Origin of the sequence: Pseudomonas peli (genome assembly GCF_050563605.1) — a bacterium.
GTDB lineage: Bacteria > Pseudomonadota > Gammaproteobacteria > Pseudomonadales > Pseudomonadaceae > Aquipseudomonas > Aquipseudomonas peli_A.
Genome location: NZ_JBNXUH010000001.1, coordinates 188,414 through 206,585, shown reverse-complemented (window position 1 = coordinate 206,585; position 18,172 = coordinate 188,414). Strand labels below are relative to the sequence as shown.

Sequence of the window (18,172 nt, the reverse complement as noted above, 5' to 3'; positions counted from 1 at the left end):
GGCTCTACCCCTGATTAAGTTGGGCCTTAAGCAGGTCGCGGAAGGTCTGGATCAGCGCTTCCCGCGAACGGCCACGGCGCAAAATTAGGGAGAAGGGCGCCTGGTAGCCGAAGGTCGCCGGTAGCAGCACTTTTAGCCGACCCTGTTCGACCCAGGGCTGGGCGTAGTGCTCCGGCAAGTAGCCGATATAGGCGCCGGACAGCACCAGAATAAGCTGCGCCTCCATCGACTCCACCGTCGCCGCGCTGTGCTTGAAGCCGTGCCGGGCCAGCTCGGCCTGGCTCCAGTAGCCACGGCCGACCATACGCTGCTGGGCGATCACTTCCTCGGGGATGCGCCGCTCGGTAAATAGCGAATGCCGCTCGCTGCAATACAGCCAGTGCTGCTCGCGGTACAGCGGCTGGTAAACCAGGCCGTTCATCCGCGTGGAGAACGCACCGATGGCCAGGTCCAGGCGGTTATCCAGCACCGCCAGTTGCAGCTCGTAAGGGCTGACCACCGACAGATGCAGGTGCACAGCCGGGTGCTCCTGGCTGTATGCGCCGATTACCTCGGCCAGGGGTAGGGCCGGGTCGCTCACCGTGGAATCCAGTACGCCGAGGTTGAGGGTGCCGCGCAGCTCGCCCTTGAGCGCCGCCGAGTAACGCTCGAAACCTTCCAGCTCACCGAGCAGGCGCAGGGTTTCCTGATGGAACAGCTCGCCCTTGCTGGTCAGGCTAAAGCCGCCGCGACCACGGTGACAAAGACTCAAACCCAGCTGGCTTTCCAGCTGGCTCATGTAGGTGCTGATCGCCGAGGTGGACAGGTTCAGCTCCTGCTGCGCGGCGGCAAAACCCTGGTGACGCACCACCGAGACGAAGATGCGCAGCAGTTTCAGATCGGGCAGGGCTTGGCTCATCGACGCGGGCTCCTCGGATGGGTTACGCGGTTCGGCGCCGCCAACCTGCGCGGCCCGACCCATCCTACAGAGGCGCGTATTAGTTTAGAAATTTCTGAACTAAGTTTTTGCCTGCAGCGATTTGTCGCAAGCGCAGCCTGACCAAGAATCGGCCCCACTAATAACCACAACAATGCTGAGGCCTAGCCGTGGACAAGATCCTGCACCAGCCCCTGGGCGGCAACGAGATGCCGCGCTTCGGTGGCATCGCCACCATGATGCGCTTGCCGCATATCCAGAAGACTGAAGAGAAACGCGAACTGGATGTCGGCTTTGTCGGCGTGCCCCTGGATATCGGCACCTCGCTGCGCTCCGGCACCCGCTTCGGCCCGCGCGAGATCCGCGCCCAGTCGGTAATGATCCGCCCCTACAACATGGCCACCGGCGCCGCACCGTTCGACTCGCTGAATATCGCCGATATCGGCGATGTGCCGATCAACACCTTCAATATGGCCGAGGCCATCCGCATCATCGAGGAAGCCTACGACGAGATCCTCGAACTGGGCATCATCCCCCTGACCCTGGGCGGTGATCACACCATCACATTGCCGATTCTTCGCGCGATCAAGAAGAAACACGGCAAGGTCGGCCTGGTGCATATCGACGCCCACGCCGATGTGAATGACCATATGTTCGGCGAGAAGATCGCCCACGGCACCACCTTCCGCCGCGCCGTCGAGGAAGACCTGCTCGATTGCGACCGCGTGGTGCAGATCGGCCTTCGCGCCCAGGGCTACACCGCCGAGGACTTCAACTGGAGCCGCAAGCAGGGCTTTCGTGTGGTCCAGGCCGAAGAGTGCTGGCACAAATCCCTGACCCCGCTGATGGAAGAAGTGCGCGCCAAGGTCGGCGGCGGCCCGGTGTACCTGAGCTTCGATATCGACGGCATCGACCCGGCCTGGGCGCCTGGCACCGGCACCCCGGAAATTGGCGGCCTGACCACCATCCAGGCCATGGAAATCATCCGTGGCTGCCAGGGCCTGCAGCTGATTGGCGGTGATCTGGTTGAGGTCTCCCCGCCCTACGACACCACCGGCAATACCTCGTTGCTAGGGGCAAACCTGCTCTACGAAATGCTCTGCGTGTTGCCGGGTGTTCAGCACCGCTGAAGCGGGCCCGGCTTTTTTATACTGATCGGGCACCTCGTGCGGTGCCCGTGCACTACAACAATAAATAGGGTGCCACGATGAACCACGACCAAAGCATGCCGCTGCTGGACGACCAGCCGCCCGCTCACAGCTCCTACAACCTGCGCCAGCTGCTGATCTTTCTGATCCCCTCGCTGCTCGGCGTCCTACTGTTTCTCACCCCCATCGTCTATGACGACAAGGTCACCATAGGCTTGGGCGTAATGGCCGACGCCTTGAAAGCCGCGCTAAGCGCCTGGTTGCCGGCCATCGCCACCGGCCTGCTGCTGTTTTCCGCCGCCCTCGGTCTGTTCGCCAGCCTGCTCAAGCCCAAGTGGCTGACCACACGCCCGACACTTAACGAGATGTTTAACCTCAGCCCGCTATGGCTCAGCCTGCGCGTGCTCGGTGCGGTGTTTGCCGCCATGACCTTCTGGCAGTTCGGCCCGGAATGGGTGTGGAACGCCAACACCGGCGGCGTGGTGCTGAAAGACCTGGCCCCGGTGCTGATCACTTTCTTCCTGGTGGCCGGGTTGATCTTGCCGCTGCTCACCGATTTCGGCCTGATGGAGTTCTGCGGCACCCTGGTGCGTAACGTGTTCCGCAAGGTGTTCGGCCTGCCGGGCCGCTCGGCCATCGACGCCATCGCCAGCTGGCTCGGCTCCGGCACCGTCGGTGTGTTGATCACCGCGCAGCAGTACCAGAAGGGTTTCTACAGCGCCCGGGAAGCGGCGGTAATCGCCACCAACTTCTCGGTCGCCTCGATCGCCTTCAGCCTGCTGATCACCAGCTTTATGAAGCTCGACCACCTGTTCGTGCCCTTCTACCTGACCGTGGTGGTAGCGGGTCTGGCCGCGGCGATCATCACCCCGCGCATTCCGCCGCTGTCGTGGAAGAAAGACGACTACGTTGCCGGCGTCGGCAAGCAGATCAAGGAAGACGTACCGGCCGGCACCTCGCTGCTGCGCTGGGGCGTGCTGCAGGCGGTGAAACGCGCCAACAGCAACCCCTCGCCCGCGCAGATGGTCAAGGTCGGCGTGCATAACGTGGTAGATATCTGGCTCGGCCTGCTGCCGCTGGTAATGGCCATCGGCACCGTTTCCCTGGCGATTGCCGAGTACACCCCGATCTTCAACTGGTTGTCCGCGCCGATCGTGCCGCTGCTGGAACTGCTGCAACTGCCGGAAGCCGCCAAGGCCGCGCCGGCCATGCTGGTGGGCTTTGCCGATATGTTCCTGCCGGCGGTGCTGGGTAAGGGTATCGAGAGTGAACTGACCCGCTTCGTGGTGGCCTGCGTGTCGCTGACCCAGCTGATCTATATGTCGGAAGTCGGCGTGCTGATCATCAAGGCCAAGCTGCCGCTGAACATCCTCGAACTGTTCGCCATCTTTATCATCCGCACCCTGATCACCCTGCCGATCATCGCGCTGATGGCGCACTGGATCGTCGGTTAAAAACCTCTGACGTAGGAGCGGGCCATGCCCGCGATGCTCTTAGCACCAGCGGTTCGCGGGCATGGGACTCGGCGTCCCCCCGCTCCTACAACGACAGCACAGGATTAGATGACATGACCACCTGCGGCGAATTTCTCGTCAAACAACTCGAAGCCTGGGGCGTCGACACCGTATTCGGCATTCCCGGCGTACACACCGTCGAGCTGTACCGCGGCCTGCCGCACAGCAACATCCGCCATATCACCCCGCGCCACGAGCAGGGCGCCGGCTTTATGGCCGACGGCTATGCCCGCGTCTCGGGCAAGCCGGGGGTGTGCTTTATCATCACCGGCCCGGGGATGACCAATATCCTCACCGCCATGGGCCAGGCCTACGCCGATTCGATTCCGATGCTGGTGATCTCCAGCGTCAACGAACGCGACCGCCTCGGCCTGGGCAAGGGCTATCTGCATGAGCTGCCCAATCAGCGGGCGATGACCGCCGGCGTGACCGCGTTCAGCCATACATTGATGAGCGTCGATGAGCTGCCCGGCGTGCTGGCCCGTGCCTTCGCCGTATTCGAAGGGGAACGGCCGCGGCCGGTGCATATCGAGCTGCCGCTGGACATCATCACCGCCGATGCCAGCCATATGCGCCTGGCCACCAAGCCGAGCATCCAGCGCCCCTCGCCCAACCGCACGCTGATCCGCGAAGCGGCGGCCATGCTGAAAAACGCCAAGCGCCCGCTGCTGCTGCTCGGTGGTGGCTGCGTCACGGCCCAGGCCGAAGCCCGAGCTCTGGCCGTGGCCCTGGATGCGCCGACCGCACAAACCATCAATGCCAAAGGCCTGCTGCCGCCGGGTCATCCACTGCTGTTGGGCAGCAACCAGTCGCTGGTGCCGGTACGCGAACTGGCGCTGGCCGCCGATGTGGTGCTGGCGATCGGCACCGAGCTGGGCGAGACCGACTACGACGTGGTGTTCGATGGCAACTTCAAGCTAGGCGGCGCGCTGATTCGCATCGATATCGACGCCCAACAACTGCAGCGCAACTTCGCACCAACCCTGGCCATCCAGGGCGACGCGCGCCTGGCCATGCGCATGCTGCTGGCCGAATTCGACCCCGGTGAACAACGCGACAACAGCCCCGGGGCCATGCGCACCGCCGCCGTGCAGGCGCATCTGGCCGAGGACTTTAGCGGCTGGGCGCATTACCGCCAGCTGTTCGACACAGTGCTTGAGGTACTGCCGGAGGCGCGCTTTGTCGGCGACTCGACCCAGACCGTGTACAGCGGCAACCATCTGGTGGAACTGGACGGCGCGCGGCGCTGGTTTAACGCCTCCACCGGCTACGGCACCCTGGGCTACGGCTTGCCGGCGGCCATCGGTGCCAAGCTGGCCGAGCCCTTGCGGCCGGTGATCAGCCTGATGGGCGACGGCGGTATCCAGTTCACCCTGCCGGAGCTCGCCAGCGCGGTGGAAGCCAAGGTCGGCATCATCGTCTTGCTGTGGAATAACGCCGGCTACGGCGAGATCAAGCGCTATATGGAAAGGCGCGATATCACCCCGATTGGCGTGGATATCTACACCCCGGACCTGCTCGCCATCGCCCGCGGCTTCGGCTGCTCCGCCGAACGCGCCCGCGACCACGCGCACCTGGCTGAGCTGCTGCGCAGTGCGCCGAGCGACCGACCGTTGATTATCGAAGTGTTGGAGCAAGCGCCGTTCCATCCTTCCGTTGAAGGTGATGCATGAGCGCACAACTGTTTATCGATGGCAGCTGGCAAGCCGCCAGCGGCGCCAGCCAACTGCCGGTGTTCAACCCCAGCACCGGCGAGCAGATCGCCAGCGTGGCCTGCGCCTCAGAAGCCGATGTCGAGCTGGCGGTGCAGGCCGCGCGCCGCGCCTTCCCGGCCTGGAGCCAACGCCCGGCTCATGAGCGCGCGGGCTATCTGCGCGCCTTCGCTGCAGAAATAGAGGCACGCAGCCCGCAGCTGATCGAGTTGCAGATGCGCAACAGCGGCAAGCCACGGCATGAGGCCGAGCTGGATATCAGCGATGCCATCGCCACCTTCGTCTATTACGCCGAACTGGCCGACGGCCTGGATGCCAGCCAGAACGCCGCCGTGGCCCTGCCGGACAGCAGCTACCAATCCTTTACCCGCCTGGAGCCGCTCGGCGTGGTCGGGCTGATCGTGCCGTGGAATTTCCCCCTGGTCACCAGCGCCTGGAAGCTCGCCCCGGCCCTGGCGGCGGGTTGCTGCGTAGTGCTTAAACCGTCCGAACTGACCCCGCTGATCGAGCTGCAACTGGGCGAGATCGCCAGCGCCATCGGCCTACCGGCGGGGGTGTTCAATCTGCTGCCGGGCGATGCCGCCACTGGCGCGGCCCTGGTCGAGCATCTGCAGATCGCCAAGCTGTCGTTTACCGGCAGCAATGCGGTGGGGCGCAAAGTGATGCAGGCCGCTAGCGCACGCACAATACCGGTAGCTCTGGAGCTGGGCGGTAAATCACCGATCCTGGTCTTCGCAGATAGCGATCTGGACCAGGCGGTGCAGTGGATTATCGCCGGCATCTGCTGGAACGCCGGGCAGATGTGCTCAGCCACCTCGCGCCTGCTGGTTGAGGACAGCATCGCCGACGCCTTGCTGGACAAGCTGGCCGGCGCCATGGCCGCGCTCAAGGTCAGCGACCCGCACAGAGAAGGCTGTGAAATGGGCCCGATGACCAGCCAAGCGCAGCTGCACAAGGTGCTGGAGTATTTCGCTATCGCCGAACAGGAAGGCCTGCATTGTCTCGGCGGCGCGCGGCAACTGCCGAGGCCCGGCTGGTTTGTCGCACCCACGCTGTACGCCGATGTGCCGGAAGACAGCCGCCTGTGGCGTGAGGAAATTTTCGGCCCGGTACTCTGCAGCCGACGCTTTAGCGATGAGGCGGATGCGCTGCAGCAAGCCAATAACTGCGACTTTGCCCTGGCCGCCAGCGTGGCCAGCGCCGACCGCAACCGCGCCCTGCGCGTGGCCGCGGCGCTGGAAGCCGGGCATGTGTGGATCAACTCGGCGCAGGTGATCTACCCGCACACCTCCTGGGGCGGCGGCAAGGCCAGCGGCATCGGCCGCGAGCTGGGGCCGTGGGGGCTGTCAGCCTTTCAGCAGGTCAAGCACATCACCGTGCCCAGCGCAGATAGCTAAATCGCAACAACCTGATGGGCGACAACCGCGCGCTTAAGTCTTTACCATGCGGGCTCTGTCTCAGCGCAACCCATGGAAGCCCTGCGTGACTCATCACTATGACCTGCTGTTGATCGGTGCCGGCCACGCCCACCTCGGCGTGCTGCGGCGTTGGGCGTTGGTCGAGCGGCCGCCGGGGCGTATTGCCTTGCTCAGTGCCGGGCCGGTGGCCTGGTATTCCGGCATGCTGCCGGGGCTGCTAGCCGGGCGGCATCGGCCGGAGGATTGTCAGGTCGAGCTGCAGGCGTTATGCCGGGCGGCCAAGGTCGAGTTGATCATCAGTCCGGTGGAGAGCCTGTCCGCCGCCCAGCAGCAGGTGCAGCTGGCCGATGGCCGAACCCTTAACGCCAGCTGGCTGTCGCTAAATGTAGGCGCGCAAGTTTCTGCACCAGCGCAGCAGGGCGGGGCCATGCAGCTGCTGGCGGTAAAACCCTTTGCGGAATTTCTTGAGGGTTGGCAGCGCTGGCAGGCCGAGCCGCAACCCCTGGCGATTCTCGGTGGTGGCGCGGCAGGGGTTGAGCTGGCACTGTCCGTGGCCGGAAAAGTGCCGCAGCTGGCGGTGTTCTGCGCCGGCCATCTGCTCGATGGATTGTCTGCCGGGGTACGTCTGCGCGCCCTCGGCCATCTGCGCCAGCGCGGTGTGTGGGTGCGCGAGGATTGCCCGATCAACCGCATCGAGGACGACTGCCTGTTCAGCGGCGACGAGCCGGTCTGGCGTGGTCAACGGCTGTTGCTGGCCAGCGGCGCCAAGGCCTTTGCCTGGCCGGCGCATAGCGGCCTGGGCTGCGATGAGCAGGGCTTTGTACTGATTGCACCGACGCTGCAGAGCTACACCCACCCGACGATTTTCGCTGTGGGCGACTGCGCCAGCCTGCCCGGCGCACGCAAGAGCGGGGTGTACTCGGTACGCCAGGGCCCGGTGCTGGCCACCAACCTCAACGCCGCGCTACGCGGCCTGACGCTCAAGCGCTACCGCCCGCAACGCCAGAGCCTGGCGCTGCTCGCCACGGGCGACGGTGGGGCGCTGCTGGACTGGCATGGGCACAGTGCTGGCGGGCGCTTCTACGGGCGTTGGAAGGATTTTCTAGATAAGGGTTTTATTCAGCGCCATCGACTCTAAACACGAATCACCTGCGACCAAAGTGCCATGGCCCTCAACCGCCATGGGTGCTCGAATCAACCTCCCACCAAAGGTTGGCCGCAGGGAGCGTCACCCGCTATGGTCTATAGATTCGCCGACAACGGCCGATTGCCTACCCAGCCACATCCAGCTGCACGCATTCCGGTTCCAGCAGGCATGGCCCGCCCACTCCACAGCGGCGCGCCACAGGCAGTTTCTGGTGTTGGTTCGACCAGAATAAAAATAATGAGGTTTGTCATGCGCTCTGCGTTTATTACCTATCCCAAGGCCTGCCTGCTGCATGCCATCGGGCTGGCCGGGTTGATGGTGACGTACCAGCAGATCCAGCTGCCGTGGTTTATCAGCATTCCGTCCTTTCTGCTGCTGGCCCTGTGGCCTTGGCTAGGGCCCTGGCAGCGCCAGCATGAAGACCATCCGGCGCCCGCCAATGCGCAGCACGATACGTTCAGCAACCTGAGCCAGAGCCTGTCGCGACACACCTGTCACAACGCCCTGGCCGCCGCCGAAGTGGCGCATGCGGCGCAGCAGCTGGCCGGCAAACTGCAATCGCAGCTGAGCGCCACCGAGCAGATCAACCTGGCCGCCGAGGCCATCACCCATACCGAACAGGACAACGCCCAGCGCGCCGAGCAAACCCTGCTGGCGGCGCAGAGCGTGCGGCAGAACAGCAGCAGCGGGCAGCAGGAACTGCGTCAGGCCATCGAGACCATGCAGCACCTGAGCGCACAGACCGCCACCAGCCGCGAGCTGATCGACGGCCTTAGCGCCCGCACAGAGCAGATCGAGAAAGTTACCCTGGTGATCCAGTCCATCGCCAGCCAGACCAACCTGCTGGCGCTGAATGCCGCCATCGAAGCAGCCCGCGCCGGTGAGCTCGGCCGGGGCTTTGCCGTGGTCGCCGATGAGGTGCGCAACCTCGCCGGACGCACCAGCAGCGCCACCGAGGAAGTCGGGCAGATCGTCAGCGATATCCGCCAGCAGAGCGCAGCGGTGGTCAGCCATATGCAGCAGCAGGCCGAGCAACTGACCCTGGCCGCACAGCAGGTTGAGCACACTGGCGAACAGCTGCAGGGCATTGCCGAACTGGCGGTGGATGTGGAAAGCCAGGTCAGCCAGATCGACACGGGCACCCGACAAAACCACGAACGTCTGGCCGAGCTCTCGGTAGCAGTCGGCCAGTTGCGCGGCGATGTCGGCGACAGCGAAGGGCAGACGCGCCAGCTCAGCAGCGCCGCCGAACGTTTAGTCGGCCAGGCGGAAAGCGTCAGCGAACAGCTCGCCGAAGTCGGCCTGGATGACTACCACCAACGCATCTATGACCTCGCCCGCAGCGCCGCGGCGCAGATTGCCGCGCAGTTTGAAGCAGACCTGCAAAGCGGCCGGATCAGCGCCAGCGACCTGTTTGACCGTCACTACCAACCGATTGCCGGCAGCTTCCCGGCCAAGTACAAGACGCGCTTCGACAGCTACGCCGATCAGGTGCTGCCAGCCATTCAGGAGCCACTGCTGAGCCAGCACGAAGGCCTGGTCTTCGCCATCGCCTGCACCGCCGAAGGCTACGTACCAACGCACAACAACGCCTTTAACCACCCACCCTGCGGCGACCGCGCCGTGGACACCCTGAAAAGCCGCAGCAAGCGCCTGTTCAACGACCGCACCGGCATCCGCTGTGGCAGCCATCAGAAGCCGCTGCTGCTACAGACCTATATGCGCGATACCGGCGAGCTGATGCACGACCTGTCGGTGCCGATCATGCTCCAGGGGCGGCATTGGGGTGGCTTACGCCTGGGTTACAAGCCAGAGCCCTGATCCAGAGCGCCTTGCAGCTCCTCTGCGACCTGCTGGATCTGCTGGCGCAACCAACGGCGCAGGCGATCGGCCTCGGTGCGCTCATGCCAAATCTGCATCACTTCGACCCGTGGCAACGCCAAGGGCAGCGCATGGATGCGCAGGTCGCCGTCATGTGCCACAGCCTCCTCGGCGACTGAACGCAGGCAAGTCAGCAGCAAATCGGTGCCGCGCAGCAAACGCGGCGGCGCGATAAAACTGGATAACCCGGCAGCTACCTTGCGCACTTGCCCCTGGGCGGCGAGGGCGCGGTCGACCAGGCCATTGAGGTCGCCGGTGAGGGTGGTCAGCAGGTGCTCGCAGGCGAGAAAACCTTGCAGATCGAGCCCCGCCTGCAGCTGCGGGTTGCTCTGCGAAGCCAGCACCACAAAGTCCTCACTGAGCAGGCGTTGTTGCCTGAAGGTATCCGGCAGGTCGGCGAAGAAACCGGCAATGGCCAGGTCGCAGGTGCCTTTTTCCAGCTCCTCGCGCGGCAGCAGGCCACGGGTGTTGTGGGTGATCAATTGCAGATTTGGCGCGTGCTCGCGCAGCCTCGGCAGCAGGCGCGGTAACAGGATCTGCTCGATATAGTCGGTGCTGTAGAGGTGAATGCGTTCGGCGCGGGCGAGGAAATCGCGGCCCTCGCACTGCTCATAGAAGGCCTCCATCTCGCTGATCAGGCGCTGCACCAGCGGTGCCAACTCATGCGCCTTGGGCGTCGGCGTCAGGCCACGCGGCGCGCGGACAAACAGCGGGTCAGCGAATTCATGGCGCAGCTTGTTCAGCTTATGGCTCAGCGCCGGCTGGCTGAGGGCCATGCGGGCAGCAGCCACCGAGGCGTTGCGCTCTTGGTAGACCACATGAAAGACCAGCAGCAGGTTGAAGTCCTTGTTGGCGATATTCACTATTTGGATACCAGAAATAGAAGCTTTCGAATTATCGAATCATAGCGGTGTCTCTAAGCTGGTCACCAGCGCGTCATTCGCCAGCGTTCAGGCTTGGCGCATAACGCTGAACCTGCCCCCCGAGGACTGACGATGAAGACCTTCAACCTGATTACCCTGAGCCTGCTCGGCCTGCTGAGCGCCGCCACCAGCCACGCCGCCGAACCCAAAGGTCAGGTGCTGGTGCTGCTCTCCAGCGAAAACCAGCTGGCGCTCAAGGACGGCAAAAGCTACCCGACCGGTTATTACCTCAATGAGTTCGGCGTGCCGGCCGATCAGTTGCTCAAGGCCGGCTACGAGCTGGTGCTGGTCACGCCCAAGGGCAATGCGCCGAGCGTGGACAAGACTTCACTTGATCCTATGTATTTCGCCGGAGATGCCGCCGAAATGCAGCGTATTCAGCAGGTGGTCTCCGGCCTCCCCGGGATTGACGACAGCCTGTCATTGCAGGAAGTGTTGGCCGGCGGCCTCGACCAGTACGAAGGTCTGCTGATCCCTGGCGGCCACGCGCCGCTGATCGACCTGGCCAACAACCCGCAGGTCGGCACGCTGCTCAAGCACTTCAACCAGGCCGGCAAACCCACCGCCGCCATCTGCCACGGGCCCATTGCGCTGCTCTCGGCGCAGGCCGACCCGCAAAGCTACGAAGCGGCGCTGGCGCGCGGCGAACAACCAGCGGCACAGGACTGGACCTACCAGGGCTACCGCATGACCATCTTCTCCACGCCGGAAGAAGTGATCTTCGAGTCGTCGCTTAAGGGCGACAAGATTCGCTACTACCCCGGCCAGGCGATGAGCGCGGCGGGTGGTGAGCTGCAGTACGCAGAGGCCTGGCAGCCCAAGGTGGTGGTCGATCGTGAGCTGATCACCGGGCAGAACCCGTTCTCCGACCACCTGCTGGCCAAGACCCTGATCGAGGCGCTGAACGCGCAGCAATAAGCTGCTGCGCGCAGGCGGTGCGGCTTAGCCCGCCGCCATCAGGCGTTTGTACTGGCGGGTGCGCCGCGCGCTTTTCAGTTGCTCCAGCAGCAGTGCGCGCAGTGGCGACACTCCGGCGTGGGTGTGCTTGCCCAGGCTGAGCTGGCGCAGCTGGAATTTCACCACCGCCATATAGGCCAGGGATGCCAGGGCCTTGTGCTTCCAGCGGATCGGCGCCAGCTCGGCGCTGTTGTGCTGTCCGGCCTGCCACTGTTTCGGCAGCCCTGGGTTGATCGCCAAGGCTGTGGCGATGCCGGCCATGGCCACACCACTGGCCAATACCTGCTCGACCACCGGCAAACGGCGAATACCGCCGGTGACCATCACCGGCATCGTTGCCGCTGCGGCGATCTCACCGGCAAACTCGAGAAAGTACGCCTCACGCGCAAGGGTTCGGCCGTCGCGGGCATCGCCCTGCATGGCCGGGGCTTCATAGCTGCCGCCGGACAGTTCGACCAGATCAACATCCAGCTCATTGAGCAGCTGCACCACGCGCTTGGCGTCGGCCGCATCGAAGCCGCCGCGCTGGAAGTCCGCCGAGTTGAGCTTTACTGCCACGCAGAAGCTCGGGGCCACCAATGCACGCACCGCCTTGACCACCTCCAGCAGCAGACGCGCGCGGTTTTCCGGCGTGCCGCCCCAGCTGTCCGTGCGCTTGTTGCTGATGGGCGAAAGGAACTGGCTCAGCAGGTAACCGTGCGCCGCGTGGATCTGCACACCGCTAAAGCCGGCCTGTTCGGCCAGTTGCGCGGTACGCGCGAAACGCTGAATCAGCTCGTGGATTTCCGCTTCATCCAGCGCCTTGGGCACGGGGAACATCTTCGACAGGCCGCCCAGCTCCAGGGCCACGGCCGAGGGCGCGACGGTCTGCTGGCCGAGGTTGGCCTGCATCTGCCGGCCGGGATGGTTGATCTGCATCCAGAACTGCGCGCCCTGGGCACGGCCGATGCGCGCCCACTCACGGAACTTGTCCAGCTGACGCTCATCTTCCAGCACCACGCCGCCGGGGCCGGTCATCGCGCGGCGGTCGACCATCACGTTACCGCTGAGCAACAAGCCAGCACCGCCCTCGGCCCAGGCCTGGTACAGGCGCAACAGTTCGGCGGACGGGCCCTGGCTGGCGTCAGCGAGGTTCTCTTCCATCGCCGCCTTGGCGATGCGGTTGGTGATGGTCGTACCGTTGGGCAGTTGCAGCGGTTGGAAGGCAGTCATGGCGTACTCCGGGGTAGCAGATGGAGCAAGCCTAAGGTTAAAGTCAACTTTAAGGTCAATAGCCCGGAGCACAGATGATGAAAATTGGTGAACTGGCCACCCGCAGCGGTCTGGCCGCCTCGCGCATTCGCTTCTACGAGGCCAGCGGGCTGATCAACGCCCAGCGTCAGGCCAACGGCTATCGCAGCTACACGGAGCAGACACTGCAGACCCTGGGCATTATCAGCTGCGCGCAGCAGGCCGGTTTCAGCCTGGATGAGATTCGCCGCCTGCTGCCCGATGCCAACCCACAGGGCTGGGCGCATGAGCAGATGCTCGACAGCCTGCAACGCAAGGTCATCGAGATTGAGGCGATGCAACAACGTCTGGCGCAGAACAAGACGCAGCTGCTCACCATCATCGCCACCATCGAGAGCAAACCGGAAGGCATGCCCTGCACGGAAAACGCCGAGCGGGTGCTGGCCAATCTGCGTGACACGCACGCCAGCCAGTAGGTCTATACCTGCCGTCTGCTGCCAGCGGAAGCTGCTAGACGCGCGCCTATACTCAAGCCACAGGGGGAATAACTTCAGCACTCCATTGGAGTAGGGGCTGGCACTCAGCAGGCGGAGGCTTGCCATGTCGAGTCCGCGCGTCGTTCTGCTCGCCCTGCTGCTGGCAGTGGCGAGTTGCGCCAGCGATCCGCCGGTGCCGGTTACGGCGAGCACCTGGCAGCAGGTTGACCGCGACATCACCACCCTTTCACGCAGCGCCGCGCAACAGGCGCGCGAACATGCCCTGCTGTCGATGGAGCAGTGGATGGACCTGGTGTACCAACAGACCGACGAGGAATTTATCCCCTGGTTTTCCGGCTATTGGACCCAGCAGTGGATGAGCGTCAAGGTTTCCTGGTACCGCCTCAGCAGCGGTGGCGCGAAGGACCCCAGCGTCAAACGCCTGGCCCTGTACCTGCAAGAGCAATACCGCGAGCGCGTGCTGGAACCGGTCGCCGAGACCGACGATCCGCAGCAGATCATGGCGCGCAGCACCTGGATCTACCTCCAACATCTCGATGAAAACCTGCCGCGAATTGCCCAGCAATATGACGTGCCGCGCGAGCAGTTCCACCAGCGCCTGCAGGCCATTCCAGCCATCACCCAGGCACCCGGCGCATCGCTGTATGAGCTGCTGCACGCCGAACCGCTCACCGAGTTGCCGGCCTATAGCGCCTTTATCGAGCGCATTCGCAATGCCCCGCGCGGCCTCGGCGACTGGTCGGCGGACCCAGGCATCTCCGCCGTGGCGCAACATACCAGCGAGCGCCTGGTGGACGACCTCGCGGTCAGCGGTGCGGCCGGCGCCTTATCGGCGCTGATCGGCGGCCCGGCCGGGACCACGGTATCCCTCGGCGTGGCGCTGTTTACCGCCGTCTCGCGGGAAAGTGCGCGCCCAGCCAGCGAGGCGCAGCTGCGCAAGAATCTCAACGCCGCCTTCGATGATGAGTGGCTGGGGCTGATGCGCAGCACCGAGCATGGTGTGCTGGCCGGTGTGCATCAGCTGTCCGGGCAGATCGAAAGCGGCCTCAGGGTGCCGTTTCGCTATCAACCATAAGCCTGGTCCGAGCCCCTGATTGTTTAGCCAGAAGCAATCTGAATATGTGAAAAACACGATTTAACCAACTGTCGCCAGCGTGCGAGTCTGCCGGTATGAGTGAACCGATAGCCGATCTGCGCCGCGTCTTCCGCTTCTGCCTGTGCAAGGCCGAGAAGCGTTTTGGTATTGATCGGCTCAGTCCACTGTTACCGGAAATCCTCGCCTTCTGGGCCCTGTGGCATTGCCGCCACGCGCGCCCGCCGGATGCCCTGAGCCTTCCGCGCTGATCGCTTCAGCCGTCTGCCTATTGTGTGCTGCACGCGCCTGCCCTGACGCGAACCGCTGAGCCGTCTGCTCGCGACAGCACCCGTTACCCGATTCCAGGAACCGCCTTATGAACGCCGCCATCAAACCTGTAACGCCCGCCGCCGAGCGCTGCCCGTCCTATTACAGCGCCAGCCTCAATGAGGAAACCGACTACCCGACCCTGCAAGGCGAGGTCAGCGTCGATGTGGTGATCATCGGTGGCGGCTTTACCGGCGTGGCGTCTGCCGTGGAGCTGGCCGAGCGCGGCATCAAGGTGGCGATTGTCGAAGCCAACAAGATCGGCTGGGGCGCCACCGGGCGCAACGGCGGCCAGGTCACCGGCAGCCTGTCTGGCGATGCGGCGATGACCAAGCAGATGCGCAACACCCTCGGCGAAGAGGTGGAAGACTTTATCTGGCACCTGCGCTGGCGCGGCCACGAAATCATCAAGCAGCGGGTGGAGAAGTACGGTATCCAGTGCGACCTCAAGCACGGCCACCTGCACGCGGCGATGAAGTCGGTGCATATGCAGGAACTGCAGGCCACCTACGCCGAAGCGCAGCGCCGAGGCATGGGCGCTGACGTGACCCTGCTCGACCGCGATGGCGTGCGCAGCCACCTGGCCAGCGACCTGTACAGCGGCGCGCTGAAGAACACCCGCAATATGCACCTGCACCCGCTGAACCTGTGCATCGGCGAAGCCAAGGCCGCCGCCAGCCTCGGCGCGCTGATTTTCGAGCACTCCGAAGTGCTGGAAATTGTGCATGGCAACAACCCGGCGGTAGTCACTGCCCAAGGCAGGATCAACGCCAAACAGGTGCTGCTGGCCGGCGACGTGTACCACAAGCTGGAGCCGAAAAAGCTCAAGGGCATGATCTTCCCGGCCATGGGCGGCATCGTCACCACCGCGCCACTCGGTGAGCTGGCGAAGGAAATCAACCCGCAGGACCTGGCCGTGTACGACTGCCGCTTCGTCCTCGATTACTACCGCATGACCGCCGACGGCCGCCTGCTGTTCGGCGGTGGCTGCAACTACTCCGGGCGGGATTCGCGGGATATCGCCGCCGAGCTGCGCCCCGGCATCGAACAGACCTTCCCGCAGCTCAAGGGGGTGGCCATTGATTTCCAGTGGAGCTGCGCCATGGGCATCGTGATCAACCGCATTCCGCAGCTGGGTAAGCTCTCGGACAACGTCTGGTACTGCCAGGGCTACTCCGGCCACGGCATCGCCACCACCCATATCATGGGCGAGATCATGGCCAACGCCCTGACCGGCACCATGGGCCACTACGACACCTTCGCCGCCTGCTCACAGATCAAGGTGCCGCTCGGCGACGTGTTCGGCAACCCGATGCTGGCCGCCGGTATGTGGTACTACCAAATGCTGGAAAAGCTGCGTTAAGACGCGGCTTCTGAGCGACTGCTCGCCGTCTGGGTGGCAGGCGCCTCATCGCGATCACCGACAAAGGCCACCGCTGGCGAGCCATCGGCATTCAGCTGATAGATCGCGCTCGGCTGGCCTTGCTCGTTGAAGAACACCTGACCCAGCCCCGCGCCATTCCACAGACGCTCGCCGGCCTTGCTGCGCGAGGGGATGCGCGGTTTGACCTGCATACGACGGCGCGTGGTTAGCCAGTTGAGCGGCGACCAGGGCGCATACAGCCAGCGGTTGAGGCGGTCAAACCAGTCGAGCAGGCGCGGCGGGAATTCGTTTTTCAGGCCGCTGCTGGTGATCTGCCAGAGCTGCGGGCCGCGTTTGCGCTGGCGGATCAGCACCTCGTAGACAAACGAGTAATGCACATCGCCGGAGAGAATCACGTAGTTACCCGGCGTGCGCGAGTGGCGGAAAATATTCAGCATCACCTGCGCCGCACCACGGTGGGCCATCCAGTTTTCCGCATCGACCATCAGCGGATGGCCGGCCCAGCTGAAGACCTTCTGGATGGTCTCGATCAGCTTGACGCCGAATATCGGCGCGGGGGAGACGATGATCGCCGACGGATGATCAAGCAGCTCTTGCTGAAATTCGCACAGCGCTTCCCAGTCCAGCAGACCAGACGACCGCTTGAGGTTGCGCTCGCTGCGCCAGCGCCGCGTGCGGGTGTCCAGCACCACCAGCGCCGGGGTGCTCGGCAGGACGAACTGCCACTGGTGAAAGCTCAGCAGCTCGTCGATCAGCGCGTCCTGCGGCTGACTGTCCATATGGTTGGCAGCATCGCGGCCCTCAGTCATCGCACGGATTATCTGCAGCGGCTCAGCAAACACATCGGGGTTATTGCCCCAGCCCTGGCACAGCAGGTAGGCGATCAGCGCATTGCCGATGATGCGTTTGGAAAACGGGTGGCCGTAGGCCGTCTCTTCCCACTGCGCGGAGAGGTTCCAGTCATCGGTGATGTCGTGATCATCGAAGATCATCAGCGTTGGCAAGTGGGCGAGGGCGCGGGCGACTTGGCCCAGGCCGCCGCGAAACGCTTCGATGCGCCCACGTTCGGCCTGGTAGCGCGGCACTTCCTCGGCGCTGAGTGCCGGCATTTCCGCATCCAGCAACGTCCAGGGCACGGGCGACCAGACCAGCAGGTACATGGCCAGCACTTCGGCGCAGGTCACCAGGTGGTTGTCGGCGCTGCTGGTGGTGAACACCGGCTTCTCCACGCCGCCGAAAAAGCGCTCGCGCAGGGTTTCGTTGCTCTTTAGCGCCGGCAGCAACTCGGCGCGTTGGTAGTAGCTGGCCGGGTGCTGGTACAACGCCGTGCTGTCGGCGACCACTGCGCCTTCCAGGTGCTCGCCGAACAGGCCGAGACGCTCGATCACCTGATGAATCGCCCGCAGCATCGGCCCGCTGACATCATCGGCGTAGATCTGGTCGCCGCTCATCAGCAGCAGCGCCGGGCGCTGTTCGGGGGCATGCGCTTCGGCCAGCAGACGGTCGGCGCAAAGCAGGCCATCGGCCGCCGGGTGATGCGGCTTGCGGCAGGAGCCGTGAAGCAGATGATCCAGCTGCGCACGCAGTACGAAATTCGCCTGGGTCGCGCCGTAGTACAGCAAGTGCGGCGCCCAGTCGGCGATGCCCAGCGCGGCCTGATCCGGCTGTTCGATCAGCAGGTCGTAATCAATCTGCACATCGCAGGGCAGCGGGGCGTCGAGAGCCAGATCAATCAGATGGATAAACGCCTGCTCACCGATCTGGATGACCTGACAGCTGTCGCCAGTCAGCGGCAAGCGCTGTGGCTCGGGCGCCTCTCCATGGCTCAGCTGCAGGGTAAGGGTCAGCGGCCGGCTGCCGACCAGCCAGAGCACCAGGCGCTGCGGCTCCATGCGGCGCAGCAGCGGGCCGGCCAACACCAGGGGCAGGTCAGCGTGGGCGACAGTGGGGGTGGCAGCGGTTATCGGCATCAGGACATCGGGCTCTGGTGGCATGCAGGTCGGCAATAGAGCGCCATTCTGCGCCACAGGTTCAGTCTTTGCA

At 64.2% G+C, this 18,172-nt stretch carries 15 protein-coding genes; 11 read left to right on the top strand and 4 right to left on the bottom strand.

The window, feature by feature from the left end:
* Positions 1–4: 4 nt before the first annotated feature.
* Positions 5–898 carry a LysR family transcriptional regulator gene (locus ACQ4LH_RS00960; protein WP_170050257.1) on the bottom strand — a complete coding sequence of 298 codons (894 nt, stop codon included), beginning with the start codon at positions 896–898 and terminating at the stop codon, positions 5–7.
* 188 nt (positions 899–1,086) lie between these two features.
* Between ACQ4LH_RS00960 and speB the strand changes: the two genes are divergently transcribed.
* The 6 genes from speB to ACQ4LH_RS00930 all read left to right on the top strand — a co-directional run bounded on the left by speB (position 1,087) and on the right by ACQ4LH_RS00930 (position 9,676).
* The gene (gene speB, locus ACQ4LH_RS00955) at positions 1,087–2,046 is read left to right on the top strand and encodes an agmatinase (protein WP_430695444.1); all 960 of its coding nucleotides are present in this window, start codon (positions 1,087–1,089) and stop codon (positions 2,044–2,046) included.
* A 77-nt stretch (positions 2,047–2,123) separates the two neighbouring features.
* A complete protein-coding gene (locus ACQ4LH_RS00950) occupies positions 2,124–3,518 on the top strand; it encodes a YjiH family protein (RefSeq protein ID WP_430695443.1) in 1,395 nt (464 codons plus the stop codon).
* A 113-nt stretch (positions 3,519–3,631) separates the two neighbouring features.
* Complete coding sequence (locus tag ACQ4LH_RS00945; protein ID WP_430695442.1) at positions 3,632–5,251, top strand: 5-guanidino-2-oxopentanoate decarboxylase; 1,620 nt, start codon at positions 3,632–3,634, stop codon at positions 5,249–5,251.
* Positions 5,248–6,687 carry an aldehyde dehydrogenase family protein gene (locus ACQ4LH_RS00940; protein ID WP_430695441.1) on the top strand — a complete coding sequence of 480 codons (1,440 nt, stop codon included), beginning with the start codon at positions 5,248–5,250 and terminating at the stop codon, positions 6,685–6,687. The genes ACQ4LH_RS00945 and ACQ4LH_RS00940 overlap by 4 nt, the downstream gene beginning before the upstream one ends.
* 85 nt (positions 6,688–6,772) lie before the next feature.
* Positions 6,773–7,846, top strand: a complete 1,074-nt coding sequence (locus ACQ4LH_RS00935) for an FAD-dependent oxidoreductase (protein ID WP_430695440.1) — start codon at positions 6,773–6,775, stop codon at positions 7,844–7,846.
* Positions 7,847–7,873: 27 nt separating this feature from the next.
* Positions 7,874–9,676 (top strand): methyl-accepting chemotaxis protein, encoded by a 1,803-nt coding sequence (locus tag ACQ4LH_RS00930; protein ID WP_430695439.1) that lies wholly within the window; start codon positions 7,874–7,876, stop codon positions 9,674–9,676.
* Here the strand turns inward: ACQ4LH_RS00930 and ACQ4LH_RS00925 are convergent.
* Positions 9,658–10,599 (bottom strand): LysR substrate-binding domain-containing protein, encoded by a 942-nt coding sequence (locus ACQ4LH_RS00925; protein ID WP_430695438.1) that lies wholly within the window; start codon positions 10,597–10,599, stop codon positions 9,658–9,660. The genes ACQ4LH_RS00930 and ACQ4LH_RS00925 overlap by 19 nt on opposite strands.
* 132 nt (positions 10,600–10,731) lie before the next feature.
* Between ACQ4LH_RS00925 and ACQ4LH_RS00920 the strand changes: the two genes are divergently transcribed.
* Entirely contained in the window at positions 10,732–11,577 is an 846-nt protein-coding gene (locus ACQ4LH_RS00920) for a type 1 glutamine amidotransferase domain-containing protein (RefSeq protein ID WP_430695437.1), read from the top strand.
* 24 nt (positions 11,578–11,601) lie between these two features.
* On the opposite strand, the gene ACQ4LH_RS00915 is transcribed toward ACQ4LH_RS00920, so the two are convergent.
* Positions 11,602–12,828 carry an NADH:flavin oxidoreductase/NADH oxidase family protein gene (locus ACQ4LH_RS00915; RefSeq protein ID WP_430695436.1) on the bottom strand — a complete coding sequence of 409 codons (1,227 nt, stop codon included), beginning with the start codon at positions 12,826–12,828 and terminating at the stop codon, positions 11,602–11,604.
* 77 nt (positions 12,829–12,905) lie between these two features.
* On the opposite strand from ACQ4LH_RS00915, the gene ACQ4LH_RS00910 reads away from it, so the two are divergent.
* The 4 genes from ACQ4LH_RS00910 to ACQ4LH_RS00895 all read left to right on the top strand — a co-directional run bounded on the left by ACQ4LH_RS00910 (position 12,906) and on the right by ACQ4LH_RS00895 (position 16,108).
* On the top strand, positions 12,906–13,322 hold the full coding sequence (locus ACQ4LH_RS00910) for a MerR family transcriptional regulator (protein ID WP_430695744.1): 417 nt from the start codon (positions 12,906–12,908) through the stop codon (positions 13,320–13,322).
* Between the two features lie 124 nt (positions 13,323–13,446).
* Complete coding sequence (locus ACQ4LH_RS00905) at positions 13,447–14,418, top strand: hypothetical protein (protein ID WP_430695435.1); 972 nt, start codon at positions 13,447–13,449, stop codon at positions 14,416–14,418.
* A gap of 95 nt (positions 14,419–14,513) precedes the next feature.
* Positions 14,514–14,687 carry a hypothetical protein gene (locus ACQ4LH_RS00900; RefSeq protein WP_430695434.1) on the top strand — a complete coding sequence of 58 codons (174 nt, stop codon included), beginning with the start codon at positions 14,514–14,516 and terminating at the stop codon, positions 14,685–14,687.
* Between the two features lie 107 nt (positions 14,688–14,794).
* A complete protein-coding gene (locus ACQ4LH_RS00895; protein ID WP_430695433.1) occupies positions 14,795–16,108 on the top strand; it encodes an NAD(P)/FAD-dependent oxidoreductase in 1,314 nt (437 codons plus the stop codon).
* Here the strand turns inward: ACQ4LH_RS00895 and ACQ4LH_RS00890 are convergent.
* Complete coding sequence (locus ACQ4LH_RS00890) at positions 16,105–18,099, bottom strand: alkaline phosphatase D family protein (protein WP_430695432.1); 1,995 nt, start codon at positions 18,097–18,099, stop codon at positions 16,105–16,107. The two genes, ACQ4LH_RS00895 and ACQ4LH_RS00890, sit on opposite strands and share 4 nt — an antisense overlap.
* Positions 18,100–18,172 lie beyond the last annotated feature (73 nt).